Origin of the sequence: Kosakonia sp. SMBL-WEM22, from assembly GCF_014490785.1 — a bacterium.
In the GTDB taxonomy this organism is placed as follows: domain Bacteria; phylum Pseudomonadota; class Gammaproteobacteria; order Enterobacterales; family Enterobacteriaceae; genus Kosakonia.
On record NZ_CP051488.1, the window covers coordinates 3,233,899 to 3,255,293 of the forward strand.

Here is a 21,395-nt window from a genome sequence, read left to right on the forward strand (position 1 = left end):
CCCTTTTTCTCAAGAAGATGTAATGCCAACTATGACTCAAGTCGCGAAGAAAATTCTGGTAACGTGCGCGCTGCCGTACGCCAACGGCTCCATCCACCTCGGCCATATGCTGGAGCACATCCAGGCTGATGTCTGGGTCCGTTACCAGCGAATGCGCGGCCACCAGGTCAACTTCATCTGCGCGGACGACGCTCACGGCACGCCGATTATGCTGAAAGCACAGCAACTGGGGATAACCCCGGAGCAGATGATTGGCGAAATGAGTCAGGAGCATCAGACCGATTTTGCTGGCTTCGACATCAGCTACGACAACTACCACTCAACGCACAGCGATGAGAACCGCGAGTTGGCCGAGCTTATCTACACCCGTCTGAAAGAGAACGGGTTTATCAAAAACCGCACCATCTCCCAGCTCTACGATCCGGAAAAAGGCATGTTCCTGCCGGACCGCTTTGTAAAAGGCACCTGCCCGAAATGTAAAGCGGCGGATCAGTATGGCGATAACTGCGAAGTGTGCGGCGCGACCTACAGCCCGACCGAGCTGATTGAGCCGAAGTCGGTGGTCTCCGGTGCGACGCCGGAAATGCGCGATTCCGAGCACTTCTTCTTCGACCTGCCGTCGTTCAGCGAAATGCTGCAGGCGTGGACCCGCAGCGGCGCGCTGCAGGAGCAGGTGGCGAATAAAATGCAGGAGTGGTTCGAATCCGGTCTGCAACAGTGGGATATCTCCCGCGATGCGCCCTACTTCGGCTTTGAAATTCCGGGCGCGCCGGGCAAATATTTCTACGTCTGGCTGGATGCGCCGATTGGCTATATGGGTTCGTTCAAAAACCTCTGCGACAAGCGCGACGATCTCAACTTTGACGACTGGTGGAAAAAAGATTCCGACGCCGAGCTCTATCACTTTATCGGTAAAGATATCGTCTATTTCCACAGTCTTTTCTGGCCGGCGATGCTGGAAGGCAGCGGTTTCCGCAAGCCGACCAACCTGTTTGTACACGGCTACGTAACGGTTAACGGCGCGAAGATGTCCAAATCGCGCGGCACCTTTATTAAAGCCAGCACCTGGCTGAACCATTTCGATGCCGACAGCCTGCGCTACTACTACACCGCCAAGCTCTCGTCGCGCATTGATGATATCGACCTCAACCTGGAGGATTTCGTCCAGCGCGTGAACGCCGATATCGTTAACAAAGTGGTGAACCTGGCTTCGCGTAACGCGGGCTTTATCGCGAAACGCTTCGACGGCGTGCTGGCGTCAGAGCTGGCCGATCCGGCGCTGTATAAAACCTTCACCGACGCCGCCGCCGCCATTGGCAGCGCGTGGGAGAGCCGCGAGTTTGGTAAAGCGGTGCGCGAAATCATGGCGCTCGCTGATGTAGCAAACCGCTATGTTGATGAGCAGGCCCCATGGGTTGTCGCGAAACAGGAAGGGCGTGACGCCGACCTGCAGGCGATCTGCTCGATGGGCATCAACCTCTTCCGCGTACTGATGACCTGGCTGAAGCCGGTTCTGCCGTCGCTGGCCGCACGCACCGAAGCGTTCCTCAACACTACGCTGACATGGGACGCGATTAACGAACCGCTGCTCGGCCATAAAGTGAATCCATTTAAAGCACTCTATAGCCGCATTGAGATGAAACAGGTAGAAGCGCTGGTTGAAGCCTCGAAAGAGGAGGTGAAAGCCGCAGCCGCGCCGGTAACGGGCGAGCTGGCAGACAACCCGATTCAGGAGACCATCAGCTTTGACGATTTCGCCAAAGTCGATATGCGCGTGGCGCTGATTGAGAACGCCGAGTTTGTCGAAGGCTCAGATAAGCTGCTGCGCCTGACGCTCGATCTCGACGGTGAGAAGCGTAATGTCTTCTCCGGCATTCGTTCCGCCTACCCGGATCCGAGCGCGCTGATTGGCCGTCTGACGGTGATGGTGGCCAACCTCGCGCCGCGCAAAATGCGCTTTGGCATCTCCGAAGGGATGGTGATGGCAGCGGGTCCTGGCGGCAGCGATATCTTCCTGCTCAGCCCGGACAGCGGTGCAAAAGCGGGTCAGCAAGTTAAATAAAAAAATAAGGCGCTGAATTCAGCGCCTTTTTCTATACTGTTATACGCAGTCTTACAAAACATTACCTCACATGGAAAATAGGGGATTATCGTGAAATTCAGCAAAATCATTGCAGCACTCTTTTCTGTCGCTTTAGTTGTTGGCCTGACCGGCTGTGGTGATAAAGAAGAGAGCAAAACCTTTACCTGGGCGACGGGCGGCACGGAAGTGACGCTGACTTACTACTACAAGGGCGATGAAGTAGAGCGTCAGACCGCGAAGAACAAAATCGAATACTCCTCTATTGGTGCGAAAACCAAAGAAGAAGCGATGAAGGTTTTGGATCCGATCAGCAAAAAATACCAGAGTGTGAAAGGTGTAAAAGAGAGCGTAGCGTATGAAGAGACCTATGCTCAGGAGACGCTGGAAGTTGACTACAACGAAGTAGACTTCGCTCAGCTCAACAGCCTGCAGGGTTCTGAATTTACCGGCACGGTTAACGGTAAAATCAGCATGAAGCAGTCAGAAGAGTTGCTGAAAGCGCGCGGCTTTAAAGAAGTGAAATAAGGCGTTTACTGCCCGGTAGCACATTGCCTGCCGGGCTAATCAAACCGCATCACCTTGCGTGGATGCGGTTTTTTTATGGGCTAAACCGGTTAGCTCTTCGGCTTCTGTCCACGTACCGCCAGCCCGCGCAGGAAGTAGCGCAAAAACTGGTCGCCGCACTCGCGGAAATTTTTATGCTCCGGGGAGCGCATCATCGCAGTGATTTCCGGCATTGAGACGCGGAACTGCTGCTCGGTGAGGATCGCCAGAATATCGTCGGTCTTTAACGAGAAGGCGATGCGCAGCTTTTTCAGCACGATATTGTTGTTGATTTTGCGCTCCATGGCGAGGGGCGGCGCGCTCTCATCTTTGCCACGCTTCTCATAAATCAGCCCATTAAGAAACGCCGACAGCACAATATCCGGGCAGGGTTTATACCCCTCCTCATCCTCTTTACGCAGCCACGGAACCAGCTGTTCAGCCGTGACTTCAGTGTCCGCCAGCGCCAGAATGCGCACCAGCGCGGTGTTGTCGACCTGCAGGGTGTAACGCAGGCTGCGCAGGATATCGTTATTTAGCATGTCTCTTTCCGAAATGATGAACCAGCGCGCAGTGTAGGCATCGCGCAGGAATTTACAACCCCAACGCCTCTTTTAAATTTTTCAGATAGCGTCGACTTACCGGCACCGTCAGCCCGTCGCGCAGCAGCAGCTCGGCCTGGCCATTATCCTCAAGGCGGATCTCCTTAAGAAAAGCCATATTAACAAGATATTGCCGGTGGCAGCGCACCAGCGGCGTGCGGCTCTCTAGCGTGCGCAGCGTCAGCTCGGTAAAGCCCTCTTTACCTTCGTGGCTGGTCACATAGACGCCGCTCATCCGGCTGCTGACAAACGCCACCTCCTCCATCTGCAGCAACCAGATGCGGCTATGCCCGGTGCAGGGGATAAACTTCAGCGGCTGTTGATTTTCCGCCAGCAGCGACACATCCTGTATGCCGCGATCCTGACGCAAGCGGTTAAGTGTTTTGGTCAGCCGTTGCGTTTCAATCGGCTTAAGCAGGTAGTCGAAGGCATGTTCTTCAAACGCCTGCACCGCATACTCATCAAAAGCGGTAAGAAAGACGACGTAGGGGCGGTTACCGGGATCGAGCATACCGACCATCTCCAGCCCGCTAATGCGCGGCATCTGGATATCAAGAAAGAGCACGTCGGGGCGCAGCTTATGCACAGCACTAATCCCTTCAATGGCGTTACCGCACTCGCCCACCACCTCGATATCGCGCTCTTCCTGTAGCAGGCTGCGTAACATCTCCCGCGCCAGCGGTTCGTCATCAACAATCAGCACTCTTAACATGCCTCTTCCTCCAGAGGGAGTCGTAAGGTAATGCGGGTAAAAAGATCCGGCTCGCAGGCGATGCTGATGCCGCACTCGTCACCAAAACGGGCGCGCAGCCGCTTATCCACCAGACTCATTCCTAAGCCACCGGCATCCTTTTTCGGCTGATAAAGCCCGGCGTTATCCTCAATATCCAGGATCAGATGCTGCGCCTGCTGGCTGGCACGCAGGGTGATCTCGCCCACGCCCAGCAGCTGAGAGGTGCCGTGTTTGATCGCATTTTCAACAATCGGTTGCAGCGTGAAGGCGGGCAAACGCAAGTGCGCCAGCGCTTCCGGCACCTCAAGCCGTACCTGCAACCGCGCCTGAAAGCGCGCTTTTTCGATCTGCAAATAGGCATTCACATGCTCAATCTCATCCGCAAGGGTGACGATTTCTGCAGGGCGTTTCAAGTTTTTACGAAAAAAGGTCGAGAGATACTGCACCAACAGCCCGGCCTCATCGCTGTCGCGGCGGATCACCGCTTTAATGGTATTGAGCGCGTTAAACAGGAAGTGCGGGTTGACCTGCGCATGCAGCAGTTTGATCTCCGACTGGGTGAGCAGCGCCTTTTGCCGCTCATACTGCCCGGCTAGGATCTGCGCCGAGAGCAGCTGCGCGATCCCCTCCCCCAGCGTGCGGTTGATGGAGCTAAAGAGGCGGTTTTTCGCCTCATAAAGTTTGATGGTGCCGACCACGCGCTGGTTTTCGCCGCGCAGCGGGATCACCAGCGTCGAGCCGAGCTTGCACTGCGGGTGCAGCGAGCAGCGGTACGGTACCTCATTCCCGTCAGCATAAACTACCTCGCCGGTCTCAATCGCCCGTTGCGTCCAGACAGATGAGATAGGCCGCCCCGGCAGGTGGTGATCGTCCCCCGCGCCGGTAAAGGCTAATAGCCGTTCGCGATCGGTGATCGCCACCGCGCCGATATCCAGCTCCTGATAGAGCACCTGCGCTACCTTCATGCTGTTCTCTTCATTAAAGCCCTGGCGCAGAATGCCTTCGGTGGAAGCGGCCACTTTCAGCGCCGTGGCGGAAAAGGCCGAGGTATATTTCTCAAACATGGCACGCTTATCAAGCAGAATGCGCATAAAGAGCGCCGCGCCGACAGTATTGGTCACCATCATCGGCGCGGCGATACTCTGCACTAAATGCAGCGCGCTTTCGAAGGGGCGAGCAATCAGCAGGATGATCACCATCTGTAATAGCTCCGCCACGCAGGTGACGGCTCCGGCGGTAAAGGGGTTGAACACGCGGTCAGTGCGCCCGCGCTTGATAAGAAAACTGTGCACCAGCCCGCCAAGCAGCCCCTCGATAAAGGTCGAGAACATGCAGCTCAGCGCAGTCATGCCGCCCATTGAGTAGCGGTGCAGCCCGCCGGTAAGCCCCACTAGCCCGCCGACCAGCGGGCCGCCGAGCAGGCCGCCCATCACCGCGCCAATCGCACGGGTGTTGGCAATAGAGTCTTCAATGTGCAGGCCGAAATAGGTGCCGAGAATGCAAAAAATGGAGAAGGTGACGTAGCAGAGCAGCTTGTGCGGCAGGCGCACGGTGACCTGGATCAGCGGTATAAAGAGGCGCGTCTTGCTCATCAGCCAGGCGATCACCAGAAACACACACATCTGCTGAAGCAGCAGCAACACCAGATTGAACTCGTACATACCCGCCACACCGCATCACATAAAGCGCGTAACATACAGCGAGTCAGCCAAGGTTTCTTCGACAGGCGTTAAAAAAAGAGAAATTCGTGCTCTGAGTCACATATTGTGCCAGGGTATGTGTAGTTATGAACAAAGAGTAAACAAATCGTTACCATTGTTGTCTTCACACCCAAGAAAGGTCTACAGTTACACCGGCATTCGGGAAGCAAAGGAGAGATCATGGCACTTTACACTATTGGTGAAGTTGCTCTGTTATGCGATATCAACCCCGTCACACTGCGTGCGTGGCAGCGCCGCTACGGTCTGTTAACGCCGCAACGTACGGATGGCGGCCACCGACTCTTCACCGAGGCGGATATCGATCGCATCCGTGAAATCCAGCACTGGGTTGAATCGGGCGTACAGGTCAGCAAAGTCCAGGCGCTGCTGGCGAACAGCAGCGACAAGCGCCACGACGTCTGGCAAAGCCACCAGGAGCGGGCGATGCACCTGCTGCAACAGCGAGATGGCAACACCCTCCAGCAGTGGCTAAGCGAACTGATGCGCGACCATCCGGCGAAGTCGCTGGCGCAGCAGTTGATTAACCCGTTACGCACGCGCTTACAGAGCTCACGCCCCGCTTACCAGGCGAAGCTTAGCCTGCTGGATGGCATTCTGATTAGCCTGATTGCCGGGAGCTTGTCGACGTCGCGGCAGCAGGCGCATGGACGCCCGGCGCTGGTGGTCGGCTGGGACGTGCAGGATAGCACCCGGATATGGATTGAGGGCTGGATCGCCAGCCAGCAGGAGTGGCAGGTCGGCATTCTTGCGCACCCTTTTACGCAGTTCCATCCGGAGATGTTTAAAGGCCAGATGCTGCTGGTGTGGTGTGGCGACACCCCCTCCCCCGCGCAGCAGCAGCAGTTGCAGGCATGGCAAGAGTCAGGGCACCAGGTGTGGCTTCTCGGCATTTAATGTTGCATTAACAACTCACAATGCCTTTATAATGCCGGCCTCACTTTAAAGGAGCCTGAGATGAAGCCTGGTAAAATTCTTGTCATCGCAATCTTTCTGCTGATGGCCATCGGCGGGATCGGCGGCGTAATGCTGGCTGGTTATTCGTTTATCGTGCGCGGCGGTGCCGGTTAAGCCGCAGCGCCAGCCGTTCAAACCCCCGATCGACAATGATTGCCGCCAGCGCCACCAGCACTGCCCCCTGCACAATATAGGCCGTATTAAATCCGCTCAGGCCGATGATGATCGGCGTTCCCAGCGTGCTTGCCCCGACAGTAGAAGCAATGGTTGCCGTACCGATATTGATAATCACCGAGGTACGAACCCCGGCGACAATTAGCGGCGCGGCCAACGGCAGCTCCACTTTGATCAAGCGCTGCCAGCCGCTCATCCCCATCCCCTGCGCCACGCTCTGCACGCTTGCCGGAACCGCAGCAATGCCCGCCAGCGTCCCCTGTAAAATCGGCAGCACGCCATAGAGCACCAGCGCGATGATGGCTGGCGCTTTGCCAAACCCCATCACCGGCACTGCAATTGCCAGCACCGCAACGGGTGGAAAGGTCTGCCCGACGGCGGCAATGGTTTCTGCCAGCGGACGAAATTCACGCCCGCCGGGCCGTGTCACGGCAATGCCGACGCCCAGCCCAATGGCTACCGCAATAATGCTTGAGAGCGCCACCAGCGAGAAATGGGCCAGCGTCAGCGCGACAAAACTCTCCTGCAGATAGACCGGACGCGGGAGTTGCGGAAAGAGCGCACTAAAGAGTGGCGCAGTGTGGGGCATGCCAAACAGCAGCGCGATAAACAGTGCCAGCAGCCAGAGCAGCGGATCACGCAATATTTTCACCAGCCGCCTCCCCGCGTAACAGATCGCGAAAATGGAGGCTGCCGCAGGGCTGCCCGTTAGCATCCTGCACCGGCAGCACCTCGCTGCGCTGGGCGACAAAGGCAGAGAGCGCCTCGCGCAGGCTCATCTGCGCCTGCAACGGCTGTCCGTGGCTGACCGGTTCGTCGCGCAGATAGTCGCTCACCTGGCGCAGGGAGAGCAGGCGCACGCCCAGCTCGCTGCGGCCAAAAAACTCACGCACAAAATCACTCTGCGGCGCGGTCAGCATCTCCAGCGGCGTCCCCTGCTGCACCACGTTGCCGCCATCCATCAGAACCAGATGATCGGCTAACTGCAACGCCTCATCAATATCGTGGGTCACCAGCACAATGGTGCGCCCGAGCAGGCGGTGAATGCGTACCATCTCCTGCTGCAGGGCGCTGCGGGTAACCGGGTCGAGCGCGCCAAAAGGTTCATCCATCAACAGCACTTCCGGGTCGGCGGCCAGCGCGCGAGCAACGCCGACACGCTGCTGCTGCCCGCCGGAGAGTTGGTGTGGAAAGCGATCGCGCAGCCCCGGCTCCAGCCCGAGCAGCGCCATCAGCTCATCCACCCGCGCGTCGCGCTTGCCGCGTGACCATTTTTGCAGTTGCAGCACGGTGGCGATGTTTTGCGCCACCGTCCAGTGGGGAAAGAGCCCAATCGACTGAATGGCGTAGCCCATGCGGCGGCGCAGTTCAAGCACCGGTAGGCTGCGGATCTCCTCTCCGGCAAAGGTGATGGCCCCCTCATCATGTTCGACAAGGCGGTTAATCATCTTCAGGGTGGTCGATTTTCCCGAGCCGGAGGTACCAATGAGTACCGAAAAGGCACCGCTTTTCATCTGCAAATTGAGCTGATTTACCGCTCGCTGCCCGGCAAAATTTTTGGAAACGTTGTGAAATTCAATCATGGTGTTTTACCTTCAACAGCGCGAGGGCAAGGCCAAAAAGTGCGTCAATCGCCACCGCCAGGCCAATAACCGGGATCACTCCGAGCAGCACTAAATCCAGCGCGCTGCTGAGTAGCCCCTGGAAGACCAGCGCGCCAAAGCCGCCTGCGCCAATCAGTGCGGCGATCACCGCCATGCCGACCGTCTGAACCGCCACCACCCGCAGGCTGCGCAGTAACAGCGGTAGCGCCAGCGGGATCCGCACCTGCCAGAAGCGCTGCGCCGCACTCATCCCCATCGCCTGCGCGCTCTCCAGCACATCGGCGGAGACCTCGTTCAGCCCGGCAACCACGCCGCGTACCAGCGGTAACAGGGCATAGAGAATAAGCGCAATCAGTGCTGGCGTGATGCCGGTACCGGCAATACCTAATGAGGCGAGGAACGGAAAGTGCTGCGCCAGCCCGGCAAGCGGCGCGATCAGCAGGCCAAACAGCGCCACCGAGGGGATGGTCTGAATAATGTTGAGGGCGGTGAAGACCGGCCCCTGCCGCGCCGGATGGCGATAACACCACAGCCCGAGCGCGAAACCGATGGCTAATGCCGGGAGCAGCGTGCCGAACAGCAAGGTTAAGTGCTGCGCCAGCGCGTCATCAAACACCTCCTGGCGGTTGCGGTACTCATGCAGCAGCGAGAGGTTATCCAGCTCGCCGCTAAGCAGCAGCCAGAGCGGCAACAGCCAAATCTGCACATGCAGCAGCCAGCGCCACACCGGGTGAGCAACAAGGCGGCGAATGGCATCGCTACAGGCGAGCAGGCTGAGCGCCAACCATAGCCATAAGCCGCTGCCGGGCGAGGTGCGCGCCAGCGCACTGCCGCTCTGCGCCAGATCCGTTGCTGCGCGGCCTGCGCTCCACACCAGCAGGCAGAAGAGAAGCTCCGCTAGCAGCAGCGTTGCCGCCTGCGCACTGCGCCCCGGCACAAAGCAGAGGATCAGCAGAAGCGCGGGCGCAAGCAGCCACAGGCCGCTGAAGAGCTGCCACAGCGCGCGCCCCTCGCCGGAAACCAGTCGGTTTGGCGCATAGTTGATAAACGGCAGCCACGCCGCCAGCCCTCCCAGCACAACCAGCAGCAATAGCACGCGGTTGTGGCAGCGTTTCGATCCCTCCATCACGCCTTATTTCACCAGGCCTTTTTCTTTCAGGTAGTCTGCCGCGACTTTCTTCGCATCCAGCCCCTCTACCGCAATGCTGGCATTCAGCTTCTGCAGGGTCTTCTCATCAAGGCTGGCAAAGACCGGCTTCAGCCAGCTATCCAGCTCGGGGTAGGCTTTGAGCACCGCTTCACGCACTACTGGCGTCGGGGCGTAGATTGGCTGTACGCCTTTCGGATCGCTTAATGTCTGCAAGCCGAGCGCCGCCACCGGGCCATCGGTACCGTAGGCCATCGCGGCATTAACGCCGGAGGTTTGCTGTGCCGCCGCTTTGATCGTCACCGCCGTATCACCACCGGCCAGCGACAGCAGCTGATCCTGCTTCAGATCGAAGCCGTAGGCTTTTTCAAAGGCAGGCAGCGCATCAGCACGCTCAATAAACTCCGCCGAAGCGGCCAGTTTGAACTCGCCGCCCGCTTTCAGGTAGCGGCTGAGATCGTCGAGAGAGGTGAGTTTGTTCTTCTGCGCCAAATCCTGACGCACAGCGATAGTCCAGGTGTTATTGGCCGGTGCTGGTGTCAGCCAGATAAGCTTGTTCTTCTCAGCGTCGAGCTTTTTCACCTTCTCGTAGCCCTGCTGCGCGTTTTTCCATGCCGGATCGTTCTCCTCTTTAAAGAAGAAGGCGCCGTTGCCGGTGTACTCCGGGTAGATATCCAGCTCGCCAGAAGTAATCGCGCCACGCACCACCGGCGTGGTGCCGAGTTGCACTTTATTGACGGTTTTTACGCCGTGGCTCTCCAGCACCTGCAAAATAATATTGCCAAGCAGCGCCCCTTCAGTATCGATTTTCGATCCCACTTTGATTGGTTCTGCGGCCTGCAACGGTAAGCTTACGGCGGCCATTAGCGCCACTGAGCAGGCAAGTTTTCGGCTGAGTGTCATGGTTTATCCCTCATTTTTTTACTGCCTTTATCAGCAGCTTGAGAAAAAAGCGTAGCTGAAAAATAGCGACGCGAAGGTGAAGTGGTGCGAAACGGTAGTGCGGATAATAAAAAAGGCCGGTTGCCCGGCCTGATGAGTGGTTACTTTAATTCAAATTCGCCCTGGTTGACGCGGGCGGAGTCGACACCGATGAAGACGTTGAACTTGCCCGGCTCGGCGTCGTACTTCATGCGCTGGTTCCAGAACTTAAGCGCGTCGACATCGATCGGGAAGCTGACGGTCTGCGTCTCGCCCGGTTTCAGGTTGACCTTCTTAAAGCCGCGCAGCTGTTTCACCGGGCGGCTCATCGAAGCGGTAACATCCTGCACATACATCTGGATCACCGTTGCCCCTTCGCGCTTGCCGGTGTTGGTCACCTCAACGCTTGCATCCACGCTGCCACCGCGGGACAGGGTCGGCGCAGACATCTTCACATCCGACACGTTAAAGGTGGTGTAACTCAGACCATAGCCAAAGGGATAGAGCGGGCCGTTGGCTTCATCAAAGTAGCGAGAGGTGTATTTGTTCGGGTTATCGGCGTTATAAGGGCGGCCGGTGTTCAGGTGGCTGTAGTAGACCGGGATCTGCCCCACGGAGCGCGGGAAGGACATCGGCAGCTTGCCTGAGGGGTTGTAGTCGCCAAACAGTACATCGGCGATGGCATTGCCGCCTTCGGTACCGGCAAACCAGGTCTCAAGGATGGCGTCAGCCTGCTGATCCTCTTTCACCAGCGCCAGCGGACGTCCGTTCATCAGCACCAGCACCAGCGGCTTGCCGGTCGCTTTCAGGGCGGTAATCAGATCGCGCTGGCTCTGCGGAATGGTGATATCGGTGCGGCTGGAGGCTTCGTGCGCCATCCCCTGCGCTTCACCCACGACGGCCACTACGACGTCAGATTTTTTCGCTGCGGCCACTGCTTCATCGATCATCGTCTGCGGAGAGCGGGGATCGACTACCACTGCCGGTTCGTAGAGATTAAGGAAATCAACGATGCCTTTATCGTTGGTGATATTCGCCCCTTTGGCGTAGATCACCTGGCCTTTGTCCTTCAGCGCGTCGCGAATACCGGTCAGCACGGTGACCGACTGATCGGCCACCCCGGCGGCAGACCAGCTACCCATGGAGTCGCGCTTGCTGTCCGCCAGCGGCCCAATTACCGCCACGGTGCCCGATTTTTTCAGCGGCAATGTTTCGAGACGGTTTTTCAGCAGCACCATACTTTCGCGCGCCACTTCCCGCGCCTCTTTACGGTGCAGGCGGCTTTCAGCGTTGGTGTCCTGCGGGTCGCTCTCTTTCGGCCCTAAGTGGCTGTAGGGATCGTTAAACAGCCCCATATCATATTTGACGTTCAGCACATGGCGCGTGGCATCATCCAGCTCCGCCATCGTCACTTTGCCGGACTTGATCAGCCCCGGCAGGTATTTGCTGTAGTACTCGTCGCTCATGCTCATGTTGATGCCGGACTTCAGCGCCACGCGCACGGCATCTTCCGGATCGGCGGCGGTGCCGTGTTTGATCAGCTCCTTAATGGCGCCGTGATCGGAAATGGTGATGCCCTTAAAGCCCCACTCATCGCGCAGCAGATCTTTAAGCAGCCAGGAATCTGATGAAGCGGGCGTGCCGTTCAACGAGTTAAGCGCCACCATCACCCCGCCACTGCCGGCGTCGAGTGCGGCTTTGTAGGGCGGCATATAGTCGTTGAACAGGCGCTGCGGGCTCATGTCGACGGTGTTGTACTCTTTACCCCCCTCCACTGCGCCATAAGCGGCGAAGTGTTTGACGCTGGTCATCACCGAGTAGCGATCCGCCGGGCTTTTGCCCTGCATCGCTTCGACCATGGTGCGGCCCATTTCAGCGGTCAAAAAGGTATCTTCCCCGAAGCCTTCCGAGCCACGGCCCCAGCGCGGATCGCGCGAGACGTCGACCATCGGTGCCCAGGTCATATTCAGGCCATCATCGGCAGCTTCATAGGCAGAGACGCGCCCGACGGTTTTCACCGCGTCGAGGTTAAAGCTGGAGGCAAGTCCAAGGCTGATAGGGAAAACGGTGCGCTGCCCGTGCACCACATCGTAGGCAAAGAAGAGAGGAATTTTCAGGCGGCTAAGCTGCATCGCCTGATCCTGCATGGCACGAATGTCCTGGCGGGTGACGGTGTTGAAAATAGCCCCGACCTGGCTTGCCTTAATCATCTCGCGGATCGCCTCTTTCGGGTTATCCGGCCCGACGCTTATCAGGCGCAGCTGGCCTATTTTCTCATCCACGGTCATCTTTTTAAGCAGGTCAGTGACAAAGGCGTCCCTGGCTTGCGGCGTCAAAGGATGGTTAGCAATCATCTCTTCGGCCAGCGCGGGTTGCAGCGCAAGGCTCACAGCGACACCTACAGAACATAGCCATTTCATGTCGTTTACTCTCTTGTATTTTCAGCAAAAACCGCGGTAACGGGCCGCGGAAAAACGCAGTGTGCCATAATCCTGGCACGTCTTGCAGCGCCAGGCTCTGATTTTTATGTTAATTCGCTCCCCTTCGGGCATCCTCTGGAGCTAACATTAGTAACGAAATATTCACAATATCATTCACGCAGCCTGCAACCGGCGTGAAGCAGAGCATCCTTTTTATTCATGCTTCGCCACAAGGAGTGGATCGTGACCCAGTCAAATAACACTTTCATTAACGAACTCAAACGATTAGTAGGTGCTTCTCACCTGCTTACCGAGCCGGCCAAAACCGCCCGCTACCGTAAAGGTTTCCGCTCTGGCCAGGGCGATGCGCTGGCGGTGGTCTTTCCCGGCACGCTGGTTGAATTATGGCGCGTTCTCAACGCCTGCGTGATTGCCGACAAAATTATTCTCATGCAGGCGGCAAATACCGGCCTGACGGAAGGCTCGACGCCGAACGGCAATGATTACGACCGCGATATCGTGATTATCAGCACTCTGCGCCTCGACAAACTGCACCTGCTGGATAACGGAGAGCAAGTGCTGGCTTACCCGGGCACCACGCTCTACTCGCTGGAAAAAGCCCTCAAACCACTGGGACGCGAGCCGCACTCGGTGATTGGCTCCTCCTGCATCGGCGCGTCGGTGATTGGCGGTATCTGTAATAACTCCGGCGGATCGCTGGTGCAGCGCGGCCCGGCTTACACCGAGATGTCGCTGTTTGCGCGCATTGACGATCAGGGACGCCTGCAACTGGTCAATCACCTCGGCATCAAGCTTGGCGAAACGCCGGAGCAGATCCTCGGCAAGCTGGATGATGATCGTATCAACCCGAGCGATGTGCTTCACGACCAGCGCCACGGGCACGATCATGATTACATCAACCGCGTGCGTGATGTTGAAGCTGAAACCCCGGCGCGCTACAACGCCGACCCCGATCGCCTGTTCGAATCCTCCGGCTGTGCGGGCAAGCTGGCGGTATTTGCCGTGCGTCTCGACACCTTCCCGGCCGAAGCGCGCCAGCAGGTGTTCTATATCGGCACCAACCAGACTGCGGTGTTAACGGAGATCCGCCGCCATATTCTGGCTAATTTCGACCATCTGCCGGTTGCCGGGGAGTATATGCACCGCGATATTTACGATATCGCCGAGCGCTACGGCAAAGACACCTTCCTGATGATCGACAAGCTCGGCACCGACAAGATGCCGCTCTTTTTCAATATCAAAGGGCGCACCGACGCGCTGCTCGATAAAGCGACGGTGTTTAAGCCGCACTTTATCGACCGCTCATTGCAAAAAATCAGTGGTCTCTTCCCCTCGCACCTCCCCTCGCGCATGAAGGCGTGGCGCGATAAGTATGAGCACCATCTACTGCTAAAAATGTCCGGCGGCGGTATTGATGAGGCGCAGAACTGGCTGAAGGCCTTTTTCACTGACGCCGAAGGGGACTTTTTTGTCTGTACGCCGGAAGAAGGGAGCAAAGCGTTTCTGCACCGTTTTGCCGCCGCCGGGGCCGCGATCCGCTACCAGGCGGTGCATGCCGACGAGGTGGAGGATATTCTGGCGCTCGACATCGCACTGCGCCGCAACGACACCGAATGGTTTGAGCACTTGCCGCCCGAGATTGATAGCCAGCTGGTGCATAAGCTCTATTACGGCCACTTTATGTGCCACGTTTTCCATCAGGATTACATCGTTAAAAAAGGCGTTGATGTGCATGCCCTGAAGGAGCAGATGCTGGCCTTGCTGGCGCAACGTGGCGCGCAATACCCCGCCGAGCATAACGTCGGTCATCTCTATGAAGCCCCGCAGGCGCTGAAACGTTTTTATCGGGAAAATGATCCGACTAACAGCATGAACCCCGGTATTGGTAAGACGAGTAAGCGCAAATTCTGGCAAGAGAGCGCTCAGGCAGAGCATCCCGCGGATCCGGCGATAAAGTAGCCCCTCGCCGTTTTGTGCTGCGCGCGCCTTTCGTAATAGAGTAGCGACAGCGCCAGAGAACCTTCTCTCTGGCGCGTTGCGTTGAAAGGAGCGCGCCCGATGTCAGCTGTTGATATTCTCTCTGGTCCTGCGGTCGAGGTGCGCGATGCCCGCCCCGACGATGTACACGCTATTGCCTCCCTCTACGCCTGGCATGTGCTCAATGGCCGCGCCTCGTTTGAAGAAGTGCCCCCCACGATTGATGAGATGCGCAGCCGGATGAGCAAGCTCGCCGCCGACCGTTTGCCATGGCTGGTGGCGCTCTTTCATGGCGTGATTGTCGGCTACTGCTATGCCGGTCTCTATCGCCCGCGCCCGGCCTATCGCTACACCCTTGAAGAGTCAATTTATGTTGATGCCAGCATGACCGGGCGTGGCATCGGCTCGGCGCTGCTCGGAGCGCTGATCACCCGCTGTGAAGAGGGGCCGTGGCGGCAGATGGTTGCGGTGATTGGCGATGGGCATAACAATGCCGGTTCGCTAAGGGTGCATAAGAAACATGGATTTGAAGTGGCCGGACAGCTGCGCAGCGTCGGCTATAAGCAGGGGGACTGGCGGGATACATTGATTATGCAGCGTCCACTCAACGACGGTGACTGGACGCTGCCGGAGTAATTAATCGTTCTGCGCGGTCAATTCGCCCGCCGAGCCTGAGGGCATTTGCGCCATCTGCGCCGCTTTCTGGCGCTTGTAGCTTAGCGCAGCAGCGGGCACCGGCTGGGCTTTTCCGGTCTCAATCCAGGTGCGTAAGCGGCTGGCATCGGCAAAGTGGGTATATTTGCCAAAGGCATCCATCACCACCAGCGCCACCGGTTTGTTGCCAATCAGCGTGCGCATCACCAGGCAGTGGCCCGCAGCGTTGGTAAAGCCGGTTTTCGTCAGCTGAATATTCCAGTTATCGCGGTAGACCAGATGGTTGGTGTTGCGAAACGGCAGCGTATAGGCCGGATTGGCAAAGGTCGCCATCTCTTCGCGCGTGGTGCTCAGCTGGCCAATCAGCGGGTACTGTTTGGTGGCGATCAGCAGCTTGCTTAAATCCCGGGCGGTGGAGACGTTCTGGATCGACAAGCCGGTCGGCTCAACGTAGCGGGTGTGGGTCATGCCCAGCGCACGCGCTTTGGCGTTCATCGCGGCGATAAAGGCTTTATAGCCGCCTGGGTAGTGGTGCGCGAGGCTTGCGGCGGCGCGGTTTTCCGATGACATCAGCGCCAGCAGCAACATATCTTTGCGGCTAATTTCACTATTCAGGCGCACGCGGGAGTAGATCCCTTTCATCTCTGGCGTCTGGCTAATATCAACTTTTAATTTTTCATCCAGCGGCAGGCGCGCATCCAGCACCACCATCGCAGTCATCAACTTGGTAATAGAGGCAATCGGGCGCACCAAATCGGGGTGGCTTGAGTAGATCACCTTATTGGTTTGCAGATCGACAATCATCGCGCTGCCGGAGGCGATTTCCGGCTGTGCTGCGGCAACCGCAACGGCTGTTTTTGCCTGCGCCAGTGGCGCGAAGGGCGCACTCAGTGCAAGGGCCAGGCTTAAAAGAGAGACTCGAAATTTCTGCATGGTGAGGCTTCTGAAAATTATTCACGCGCGCTATAACGCACACCGCTTCTGTTCATGAGAGTTATAACAGGGCTGGCTCTGGCATAATAGCCGCCGTGCAGGGTTGCCGCCAGAGAAGAATCGTTGCGAGAAATTGCGTTGCCGGCATGGTGTGCCAGCAACGCAGGAGAGTTAAAACAGGCGGTAGCCGTAACCCCAGAGGATCACCGTTAGCGCCAGCAGGATCTCCAGCAGCAGCACACCGATGGCAAGCGTCGAACTGGAGAAGTTAAGCCCCTCTTCCTTGTTGATGTTCAGGAAGGTCGGAATGCCGACATAGAGCAGATAGCCGGTGTAGAAGAGCGCAACGGTGCCGACCAGCGCGCAGAGCCACACTAACGGATAGAGCGCGACAATGCCGCTGAGAAACAGCGGGGTTGCGATATAGCCTGCAAACACCATGCAACGCGCCAGCGACGGACGCTGCGGGTAGCTACGCGCCATCCACCAGATAACGCGCCCCATCACCGCGACGCCCGCCAGCATCAAGCCGTAAAACAGAATCGCCAGGTAGAAACCGGTGGATAACGACAGAGGTACGACGATGTTCTCGCCGAAGCTCCAGCCAAACTGTGTGGTACCAATAAAAGCACAGATTACGGGAATGGCCGCCATGATGAGCACATGGTGGGTGTAGTGGTGCGAAACGGTCTCGTTTTCGCGTTTGATCACCTGCATTTCACGATCGGGATGGGACAGGAGTCCCCAGACATGGTTCATAACGCCCCCTCACTGAAAGCCCGAACATCGAGCTGTAAGTATACGTCACTTTTATGATTATTTTTTGTACAGCAGAAAAAAGCCGAAATGATTGAACGCAGCGCAAAGCCGGATGCAGGTATATGCTTAAAGACGTTTTACTGGAGGATGTAATGACACTGGATATCAATCAGCTTATTAGCCAGTATGGCTACGCCGCGCTGCTGGTCGGCAGCCTCGCCGAAGGCGAAACCATCACCCTGCTTGGCGGTGTAGCGGTGCACCAGGGGTTGCTGCGCTTTCCGCTGGTGGTGCTCGCGGTTGCCATCGGCGGCATCATTGGCGATCAGCTGCTCTACTTTGTTGGCCGCCGCTATGGCGTTAAAATTTTGCGCCGCTTCACCCGCTACCGCGGCAAGATCCATCAGGCGCAGGCGCTTATTCGCCGTCACCCCTATCTGTTTGTGATTGGTACACGCTTTATGTATGGCTTTCGTATTATCGGGCCGATACTGATTGGTACCAGCCATTTAAAACCGAAAATCTTTCTGCCGTTGAATATCTTAGGCGCGTTTATCTGGGCGCTGATCTTCACCACGCTGGGGTATGTTGGCGGCGAAGTCATCACGCCGTGGCTGGAGTCCTTTGATCAGCACGCGAAGCGCTGGATCTGGGTAATTATCGCCATTGCGCTGGTCTTCTGCCTGCGGTGGTGGTTTCGCCACCGCAGGAAGAAGCGTGAAGAGAATGCGGGCGATAACTAAGCTTTTTGCGGTTTGAACTGCGGGTTTGCCAGCATAAAGCCGCCATCAATGATAAACGACTGGCCGGTGGTGTAGCTGGCATCATCGGCGCAGAGCCAGGCGACCATACTGGCGATCTCCCGCGTTGTGCCCGGCCGTGCCAGCGGAATGTTCGGCATCGAGCCGGGTTTGGCATCGTCATCGCTCATGTTGTTCATCGGCGTGGCGATGGCACCGGGCGCAACGGCGTTGACCAGAATGTTGTGCGGCACCAGCTCCAGCGCCATCGATTTCGTCAGGCCACCGAGCGCATGTTTTGCTGCGGTATAGGCCGACGCTTCCGGCAATGGCGTATGCTCGTGAACGGAAGTGATATTGACGATGCGCCCGCCCTGCCCCTGCTTCACCATATGACGCGCGGCGATCTGCGAGCAGAGAAACGCGCCGTCGACATCAACGGTGAAGATGCTGCGCCAGTCCTCAAAGGTGAGATCGAGAAACGGCGCTTTGCTCATCGCACCCGCGTTGTTAACCAGCGCATCGATACGCCCGAAACGGGCAATCAGGGTTTCAATCGCCTGCGCGCCTTGCGGCAGGTGGCTGAGATCGAGCTGGATGGTCTCCGCCCGGCGGCCAAAGGCCTCTACTTTTTGCGCCGTCTCCTGCGCGCCGCGCTCATCCGAGTGCCAGGTAATGCCAATATCAAATCCCCGCTCTGCCAACATCAGCGCGCTCTGCTTGCCGATGCCGGAGTCTGCGGCGGTGACGATTGCTACTTTGTTTGCCGACATGCGCTTCTCTCCGATTATTTAATAAGCAGTTAAGTATAGAAAAAAGGCGCAATGTTGAGAGATTGACTAGGCTTGCTGTAACTAACACATGAGAAGGAAGACGAAAATGATGAAATTTTTACTTTGGGCGATCCTGATTATTTTCCTGATTGGCCTGCTGGTGGTGACCGGCGTCTTTAAGATGATTTTCTAAGAGCCCTGCCGGATGGCGGCGAAGCCTTATCCGGCCTACCAAAACAGAGCGATACATTAAGGCCCGGAGCGCATTTTCGCCTCCGGGCTTTTTGTTGTAGGCCTGATAAGCGCAGCGCCATCAGGCGTTGCGACATTGTCGGATGGCGGCGAAGCCTTATCCGGCCTACGAAATATAGCCACACATTGAGGCCCGGAGCGCATTTTCGCCTCCGGGCTTTTTGTTGTAGGCCTGATAAGCGCAGCGCCATCAGGCGTTGCGACATTGCCGGATGGCGGCGAAGCCTTATCCGGCCTACGAAATATAGCCACACATTGAGGCCCGGAGCGCATTTTCGCCTCCGGGCTTTTTGTTGTAGGCCTGATAAGCGAAGCGCCATCAGGCATTACTCCATTGCCGGATGGCGGCGAAGCCTTATCCGGCCTACAAGACACAGCCATAAATTGAGGCCCGGTGCGCGTTGATGCCACCGGGCCTTTTGCAAATGTTACTCGCCCTTCGCGCTGTAATTGATAGGCACCCAGCGATAACCGTTCCCGGCTTTTATCACTTTGCCAATCCCCGGGAAGGCGATATGCGCCGCCGCTACCCAATCCCCTTCACGCGCCACCTGCGCCAGCACCTTCTCGCGCGTTGCTACCGCCTGCTTACTATCGACATCAAAATGGATGGCCACTTTAGGATCGGGCAGCTGAACCGGCTGAGCGTGAATAATATCGCCCCATAGCATCACGGTTTTTCCGCCGTGCGTAACGCGGTAAATCACACTGCCCGGGGTATGTCCCGCTGCCGGGATCGCTTCAATGCCGGGAAGAATCGTTGTCGGCGCATGGAAACTATTCAGCTTCCCTGCGTCGATCACCGGGCGTAGCGAGCGTTCCGATTCGGCGAAAGTGTGGCGCTGCCCCTCCTCTACCTCCGACGCCCGCGTCGGATTAAGCCAGAGATCGACATCGCGCTGGTCGACGCGCACGGTGGCATTCGGGAACGCCGGTTTGCCATCACGCTGCACGCCGCCGGAGTGGTCGCCATGAATATGGGTCAACAACACCAGGTCGATGGACGCCGGATCGATACCTGCGGCGCGCAGACTCTCCGGTAGATGGCCGCCCGCATCGCCCATTAATGCTCCGGCACCTGCATCCACAAGGATCAGCTGTTTGCCGGTGTTGATCACAAAGGCGTTAATGGAAGTTTCAGCCTGCACCGCCATATTGGCCTGCGCCATCTGCGCCTCTAAGCGCTGTGGTGTGATATTGATCAGCAGCTTGTCCAAAGGCACCTTGACGGTGCCATCTGAGACGGCGGTGATTTGCCAGTCGCCCAGCGCCATCCGGTAGTAGCCCGGTGCCTGAGCCTGCTGGGTGGAAAGCGATGTGGCAATAGCATGTTGCATCGTCAGCCCGGCGGCAGAGAGCGCCAGCAGTAGCGGATAATATTTCATTCTTTCTCTCCTGTTTTACATTGCGCCAGTATGCTGCGCCCGCTACTATCACTCCAATTGATTGGAGCGATAATGACTATCAAAGAGAATGATTTCCGCAAGATCGATCTGAATCTGCTGATCGCCTTTGCAGTGCTTTACCGTGAGCAGAGCGTCTCTGCGGCGGCGGATAAACTGCACCTCGGGCAGCCGGCGGTAAGCGGCGTGCTGTCGCGGCTGCGTACGCTGTTCGACGATCCGCTGTTTATCCGCAGTGGACATAAGATGCAGCCGACCACTCGCGCCAGCGAACTGCACGGTGAACTTCTGCCGCTGCTTGAGCAGCTGCAGAGCGCGCTGTTTCAACAGGCGGCGTTCGATGCACAAACGGCGAAGGCGACGCTGACGCTGGGGATGGCGGATTGGGTAGAGATATGGCTTATGCCGAAGATTATTCCGGCGCTGATGCAACATGCGCCTGGTATACGCCTGAACGTGGTGGCAAGCGATCCCTTCAGCGATGCCGCAAGACTTGAGGGCGGTGAAATGGATATGGCGGTCAGCGTTGCCGTCGCCGGGCCGCGCTGGCTGGAGCGTGAAGTGTTGACCACCATGCCGTTTGCCACGCTCTGGCATCCGCAGCAGTTAAGACTTAATTCCCCACTGGATGTAAAGACTTTTGCCGAGCAACGACATTTGATGGTCAGCTACCGTGAAGCGAGCAGCAGCCATTTTGATACCCTGCTGGCAAAAAGTGGTTATCAACGGCAGATCGCCTACACCACGCCCCACTTCGCCGCGCTGCCGGGTTTGCTGGAGACGATGCCCGCACTGGCCACGGTACCCGCCGGGCTGGCGGATGAGTGGCAGCGCACCCGTGGATTGGTGCGCAGCCCGTTACCGCTCGACGCGGAGCCGATTGAAATTGCCATGCTCTGGCATCAGCGCCACAGCAGCGATCCGGCAGTGATGTGGCTTAAATCCTTCATCGCTACGCTTATCACCTGACGCTCGGCCAGC

General features: G+C 57.5%; 21 protein-coding genes. 9 read left to right on the plus strand and 12 right to left on the minus strand.

The window, feature by feature from the left end; all coding sequences use genetic code 11:
* The first annotated feature begins 31 nt into the window (after positions 1–31).
* Together metG and HF650_RS15560 are read left to right on the plus strand one after the other, a co-directional pair.
* Complete coding sequence (metG, locus tag HF650_RS15555; RefSeq protein WP_187802710.1) at positions 32–2,062, plus strand: methionine--tRNA ligase; 2,031 nt, start codon at positions 32–34, stop codon at positions 2,060–2,062.
* Between the two features lie 90 nt (positions 2,063–2,152).
* Complete coding sequence (locus HF650_RS15560) at positions 2,153–2,608, plus strand: YehR family lipoprotein (protein WP_023479721.1); 456 nt, start codon at positions 2,153–2,155, stop codon at positions 2,606–2,608.
* Positions 2,609–2,697: 89 nt separating this feature from the next.
* Here HF650_RS15560 and HF650_RS15565 read toward each other — a convergent pair whose 3' ends face one another.
* The 3 genes from HF650_RS15565 to HF650_RS15575 are packed head-to-tail and all read right to left on the minus strand — an operon-like array spanning position 2,698 to position 5,622.
* A complete protein-coding gene (locus HF650_RS15565; RefSeq protein WP_187799405.1) occupies positions 2,698–3,168 on the minus strand; it encodes a DUF1456 family protein in 471 nt (156 codons plus the stop codon).
* Positions 3,169–3,220: 52 nt separating this feature from the next.
* Complete coding sequence (gene btsR / locus HF650_RS15570; protein ID WP_187799406.1) at positions 3,221–3,940, minus strand: two-component system response regulator BtsR; 720 nt, start codon at positions 3,938–3,940, stop codon at positions 3,221–3,223.
* Positions 3,934–5,622, minus strand: coding sequence for a sensor histidine kinase (locus HF650_RS15575; RefSeq protein WP_187799407.1), 1,689 nt, complete (start codon positions 5,620–5,622; stop codon positions 3,934–3,936). Before HF650_RS15575 ends, btsR begins: the two co-directional genes overlap by 7 nt.
* Before the next feature lie 219 nt (positions 5,623–5,841).
* Between HF650_RS15575 and HF650_RS15580 the strand changes: the two genes are divergently transcribed.
* Entirely contained in the window at positions 5,842–6,576 is a 735-nt protein-coding gene (locus tag HF650_RS15580; protein ID WP_187799408.1) for a MerR family transcriptional regulator, read from the plus strand.
* Between the two features lie 60 nt (positions 6,577–6,636).
* The gene (locus HF650_RS15585; protein ID WP_023479821.1) at positions 6,637–6,750 is read left to right on the plus strand and encodes a protein YohO; all 114 of its coding nucleotides are present in this window, start codon (positions 6,637–6,639) and stop codon (positions 6,748–6,750) included.
* Here HF650_RS15585 and HF650_RS15590 read toward each other — a convergent pair.
* The 5 genes from HF650_RS15590 to bglX all read right to left on the minus strand — a co-directional run bounded on the left by HF650_RS15590 (position 6,725) and on the right by bglX (position 12,902).
* Entirely contained in the window at positions 6,725–7,462 is a 738-nt protein-coding gene (locus HF650_RS15590; RefSeq protein ID WP_187799409.1) for an ABC transporter permease, read from the minus strand. The two genes, HF650_RS15585 and HF650_RS15590, sit on opposite strands and share 26 nt — an antisense overlap.
* Positions 7,446–8,393: an ABC transporter ATP-binding protein gene (locus HF650_RS15595; protein ID WP_187799410.1), complete on the minus strand. Its 948-nt coding sequence runs from the start codon at positions 8,391–8,393 to the stop codon at positions 7,446–7,448. Before HF650_RS15595 ends, HF650_RS15590 begins: the two co-directional genes overlap by 17 nt.
* On the minus strand, positions 8,386–9,540 hold the full coding sequence (locus HF650_RS15600) for an ABC transporter permease (RefSeq protein ID WP_187799411.1): 1,155 nt from the start codon (positions 9,538–9,540) through the stop codon (positions 8,386–8,388). Before HF650_RS15600 ends, HF650_RS15595 begins: the two co-directional genes overlap by 8 nt.
* A 6-nt stretch (positions 9,541–9,546) precedes the next feature.
* A complete protein-coding gene (locus HF650_RS15605) occupies positions 9,547–10,464 on the minus strand; it encodes an ABC transporter substrate-binding protein (RefSeq protein WP_094421025.1) in 918 nt (305 codons plus the stop codon).
* A 140-nt stretch (positions 10,465–10,604) separates the two neighbouring features.
* Positions 10,605–12,902 carry a beta-glucosidase BglX gene (gene bglX / locus HF650_RS15610; RefSeq protein ID WP_187799412.1) on the minus strand — a complete coding sequence of 766 codons (2,298 nt, stop codon included), beginning with the start codon at positions 12,900–12,902 and terminating at the stop codon, positions 10,605–10,607.
* 243 nt (positions 12,903–13,145) lie between these two features.
* Here bglX and dld point away from each other — a divergent pair, with 243 nt between their 5' ends.
* Both dld and HF650_RS15620 read left to right on the plus strand, forming a co-directional pair.
* Positions 13,146–14,882 (plus strand): D-lactate dehydrogenase, encoded by a 1,737-nt coding sequence (dld, locus tag HF650_RS15615; RefSeq protein ID WP_223284179.1) that lies wholly within the window; start codon positions 13,146–13,148, stop codon positions 14,880–14,882.
* Between the two features lie 99 nt (positions 14,883–14,981).
* Positions 14,982–15,536, plus strand: coding sequence for a GNAT family N-acetyltransferase (locus tag HF650_RS15620; protein ID WP_187799414.1), 555 nt, complete (start codon positions 14,982–14,984; stop codon positions 15,534–15,536).
* Here the strand turns inward: HF650_RS15620 and pbpG are convergent, their stop codons facing one another.
* A complete protein-coding gene (pbpG, locus tag HF650_RS15625; RefSeq protein ID WP_187799415.1) occupies positions 15,537–16,487 on the minus strand; it encodes a D-alanyl-D-alanine endopeptidase in 951 nt (316 codons plus the stop codon).
* A gap of 171 nt (positions 16,488–16,658) precedes the next feature.
* A complete protein-coding gene (locus HF650_RS15630; RefSeq protein WP_187799416.1) occupies positions 16,659–17,246 on the minus strand; it encodes a Yip1 family protein in 588 nt (195 codons plus the stop codon).
* 158 nt (positions 17,247–17,404) lie between these two features.
* Between HF650_RS15630 and HF650_RS15635 the strand changes: the two genes are divergently transcribed.
* Positions 17,405–17,989: a DedA family protein gene (locus tag HF650_RS15635; protein ID WP_187802711.1), complete on the plus strand. Its 585-nt coding sequence runs from the start codon at positions 17,405–17,407 to the stop codon at positions 17,987–17,989.
* Here the strand turns inward: HF650_RS15635 and HF650_RS15640 are convergent.
* On the minus strand, positions 17,986–18,759 hold the full coding sequence (locus HF650_RS15640) for an SDR family oxidoreductase (RefSeq protein WP_187799417.1): 774 nt from the start codon (positions 18,757–18,759) through the stop codon (positions 17,986–17,988). The two genes, HF650_RS15635 and HF650_RS15640, sit on opposite strands and share 4 nt — an antisense overlap.
* Before the next feature lie 88 nt (positions 18,760–18,847).
* On the opposite strand from HF650_RS15640, the gene yohP reads away from it, so the two are divergent.
* Positions 18,848–18,952 (plus strand): small membrane protein YohP, encoded by a 105-nt coding sequence (yohP, locus tag HF650_RS15645; protein WP_223284180.1) that lies wholly within the window; start codon positions 18,848–18,850, stop codon positions 18,950–18,952.
* A gap of 487 nt (positions 18,953–19,439) precedes the next feature.
* On the opposite strand, the gene HF650_RS15650 is transcribed toward yohP, so the two are convergent.
* A complete protein-coding gene (locus HF650_RS15650) occupies positions 19,440–20,348 on the minus strand; it encodes an MBL fold metallo-hydrolase (protein ID WP_223284332.1) in 909 nt (302 codons plus the stop codon).
* Positions 20,349–20,468: 120 nt separating this feature from the next.
* On the opposite strand from HF650_RS15650, the gene HF650_RS15655 reads away from it, so the two are divergent.
* Positions 20,469–21,383 (plus strand): LysR family transcriptional regulator, encoded by a 915-nt coding sequence (locus tag HF650_RS15655; RefSeq protein WP_187799419.1) that lies wholly within the window; start codon positions 20,469–20,471, stop codon positions 21,381–21,383.
* The last annotated feature ends 12 nt before the right edge of the window (positions 21,384–21,395 follow it).

Bases quoted from the DNA above. Each gene is read 5' to 3' on its own strand.
- HF650_RS15600 (WP_187799411.1), bottom strand. From the start codon at position 9,540: ATGGAGGGATCGAAACGCTGCCACAACCGCGTGCTATTGCTGCTGGTT.
- HF650_RS15565 (WP_187799405.1), bottom strand. From the start codon at position 3,168: ATGCTAAATAACGATATCCTGCGCAGCCTGCGTTACACCCTGCAGGTC.
- HF650_RS15585 (WP_023479821.1), top strand. From the start codon at position 6,637: ATGAAGCCTGGTAAAATTCTTGTCATCGCAATCTTTCTGCTGATGGCC.
- btsR (WP_187799406.1), bottom strand. From the start codon at position 3,940: ATGTTAAGAGTGCTGATTGTTGATGACGAACCGCTGGCGCGGGAGATG.
- bglX (WP_187799412.1), bottom strand. From the start codon at position 12,902: ATGAAATGGCTATGTTCTGTAGGTGTCGCTGTGAGCCTTGCGCTGCAA.
- HF650_RS15605 (WP_094421025.1), bottom strand. From the start codon at position 10,464: ATGACACTCAGCCGAAAACTTGCCTGCTCAGTGGCGCTAATGGCCGCC.
- HF650_RS15580 (WP_187799408.1), top strand. From the start codon at position 5,842: ATGGCACTTTACACTATTGGTGAAGTTGCTCTGTTATGCGATATCAAC.
- yohP (WP_223284180.1), top strand. From the start codon at position 18,848: ATGAGAAGGAAGACGAAAATGATGAAATTTTTACTTTGGGCGATCCTG.
- HF650_RS15595 (WP_187799410.1), bottom strand. From the start codon at position 8,393: ATGATTGAATTTCACAACGTTTCCAAAAATTTTGCCGGGCAGCGAGCG.
- pbpG (WP_187799415.1), bottom strand. From the start codon at position 16,487: ATGCAGAAATTTCGAGTCTCTCTTTTAAGCCTGGCCCTTGCACTGAGT.
- HF650_RS15575 (WP_187799407.1), bottom strand. From the start codon at position 5,622: ATGTACGAGTTCAATCTGGTGTTGCTGCTGCTTCAGCAGATGTGTGTG.
- HF650_RS15630 (WP_187799416.1), bottom strand. From the start codon at position 17,246: ATGAACCATGTCTGGGGACTCCTGTCCCATCCCGATCGTGAAATGCAG.
- metG (WP_187802710.1), top strand. From the start codon at position 32: ATGACTCAAGTCGCGAAGAAAATTCTGGTAACGTGCGCGCTGCCGTAC.
- HF650_RS15620 (WP_187799414.1), top strand. From the start codon at position 14,982: ATGTCAGCTGTTGATATTCTCTCTGGTCCTGCGGTCGAGGTGCGCGAT.
- HF650_RS15655 (WP_187799419.1), top strand. From the start codon at position 20,469: ATGACTATCAAAGAGAATGATTTCCGCAAGATCGATCTGAATCTGCTG.
- HF650_RS15640 (WP_187799417.1), bottom strand. From the start codon at position 18,759: ATGTCGGCAAACAAAGTAGCAATCGTCACCGCCGCAGACTCCGGCATC.
- HF650_RS15650 (WP_223284332.1), bottom strand. From the start codon at position 20,348: ATGCAACATGCTATTGCCACATCGCTTTCCACCCAGCAGGCTCAGGCA.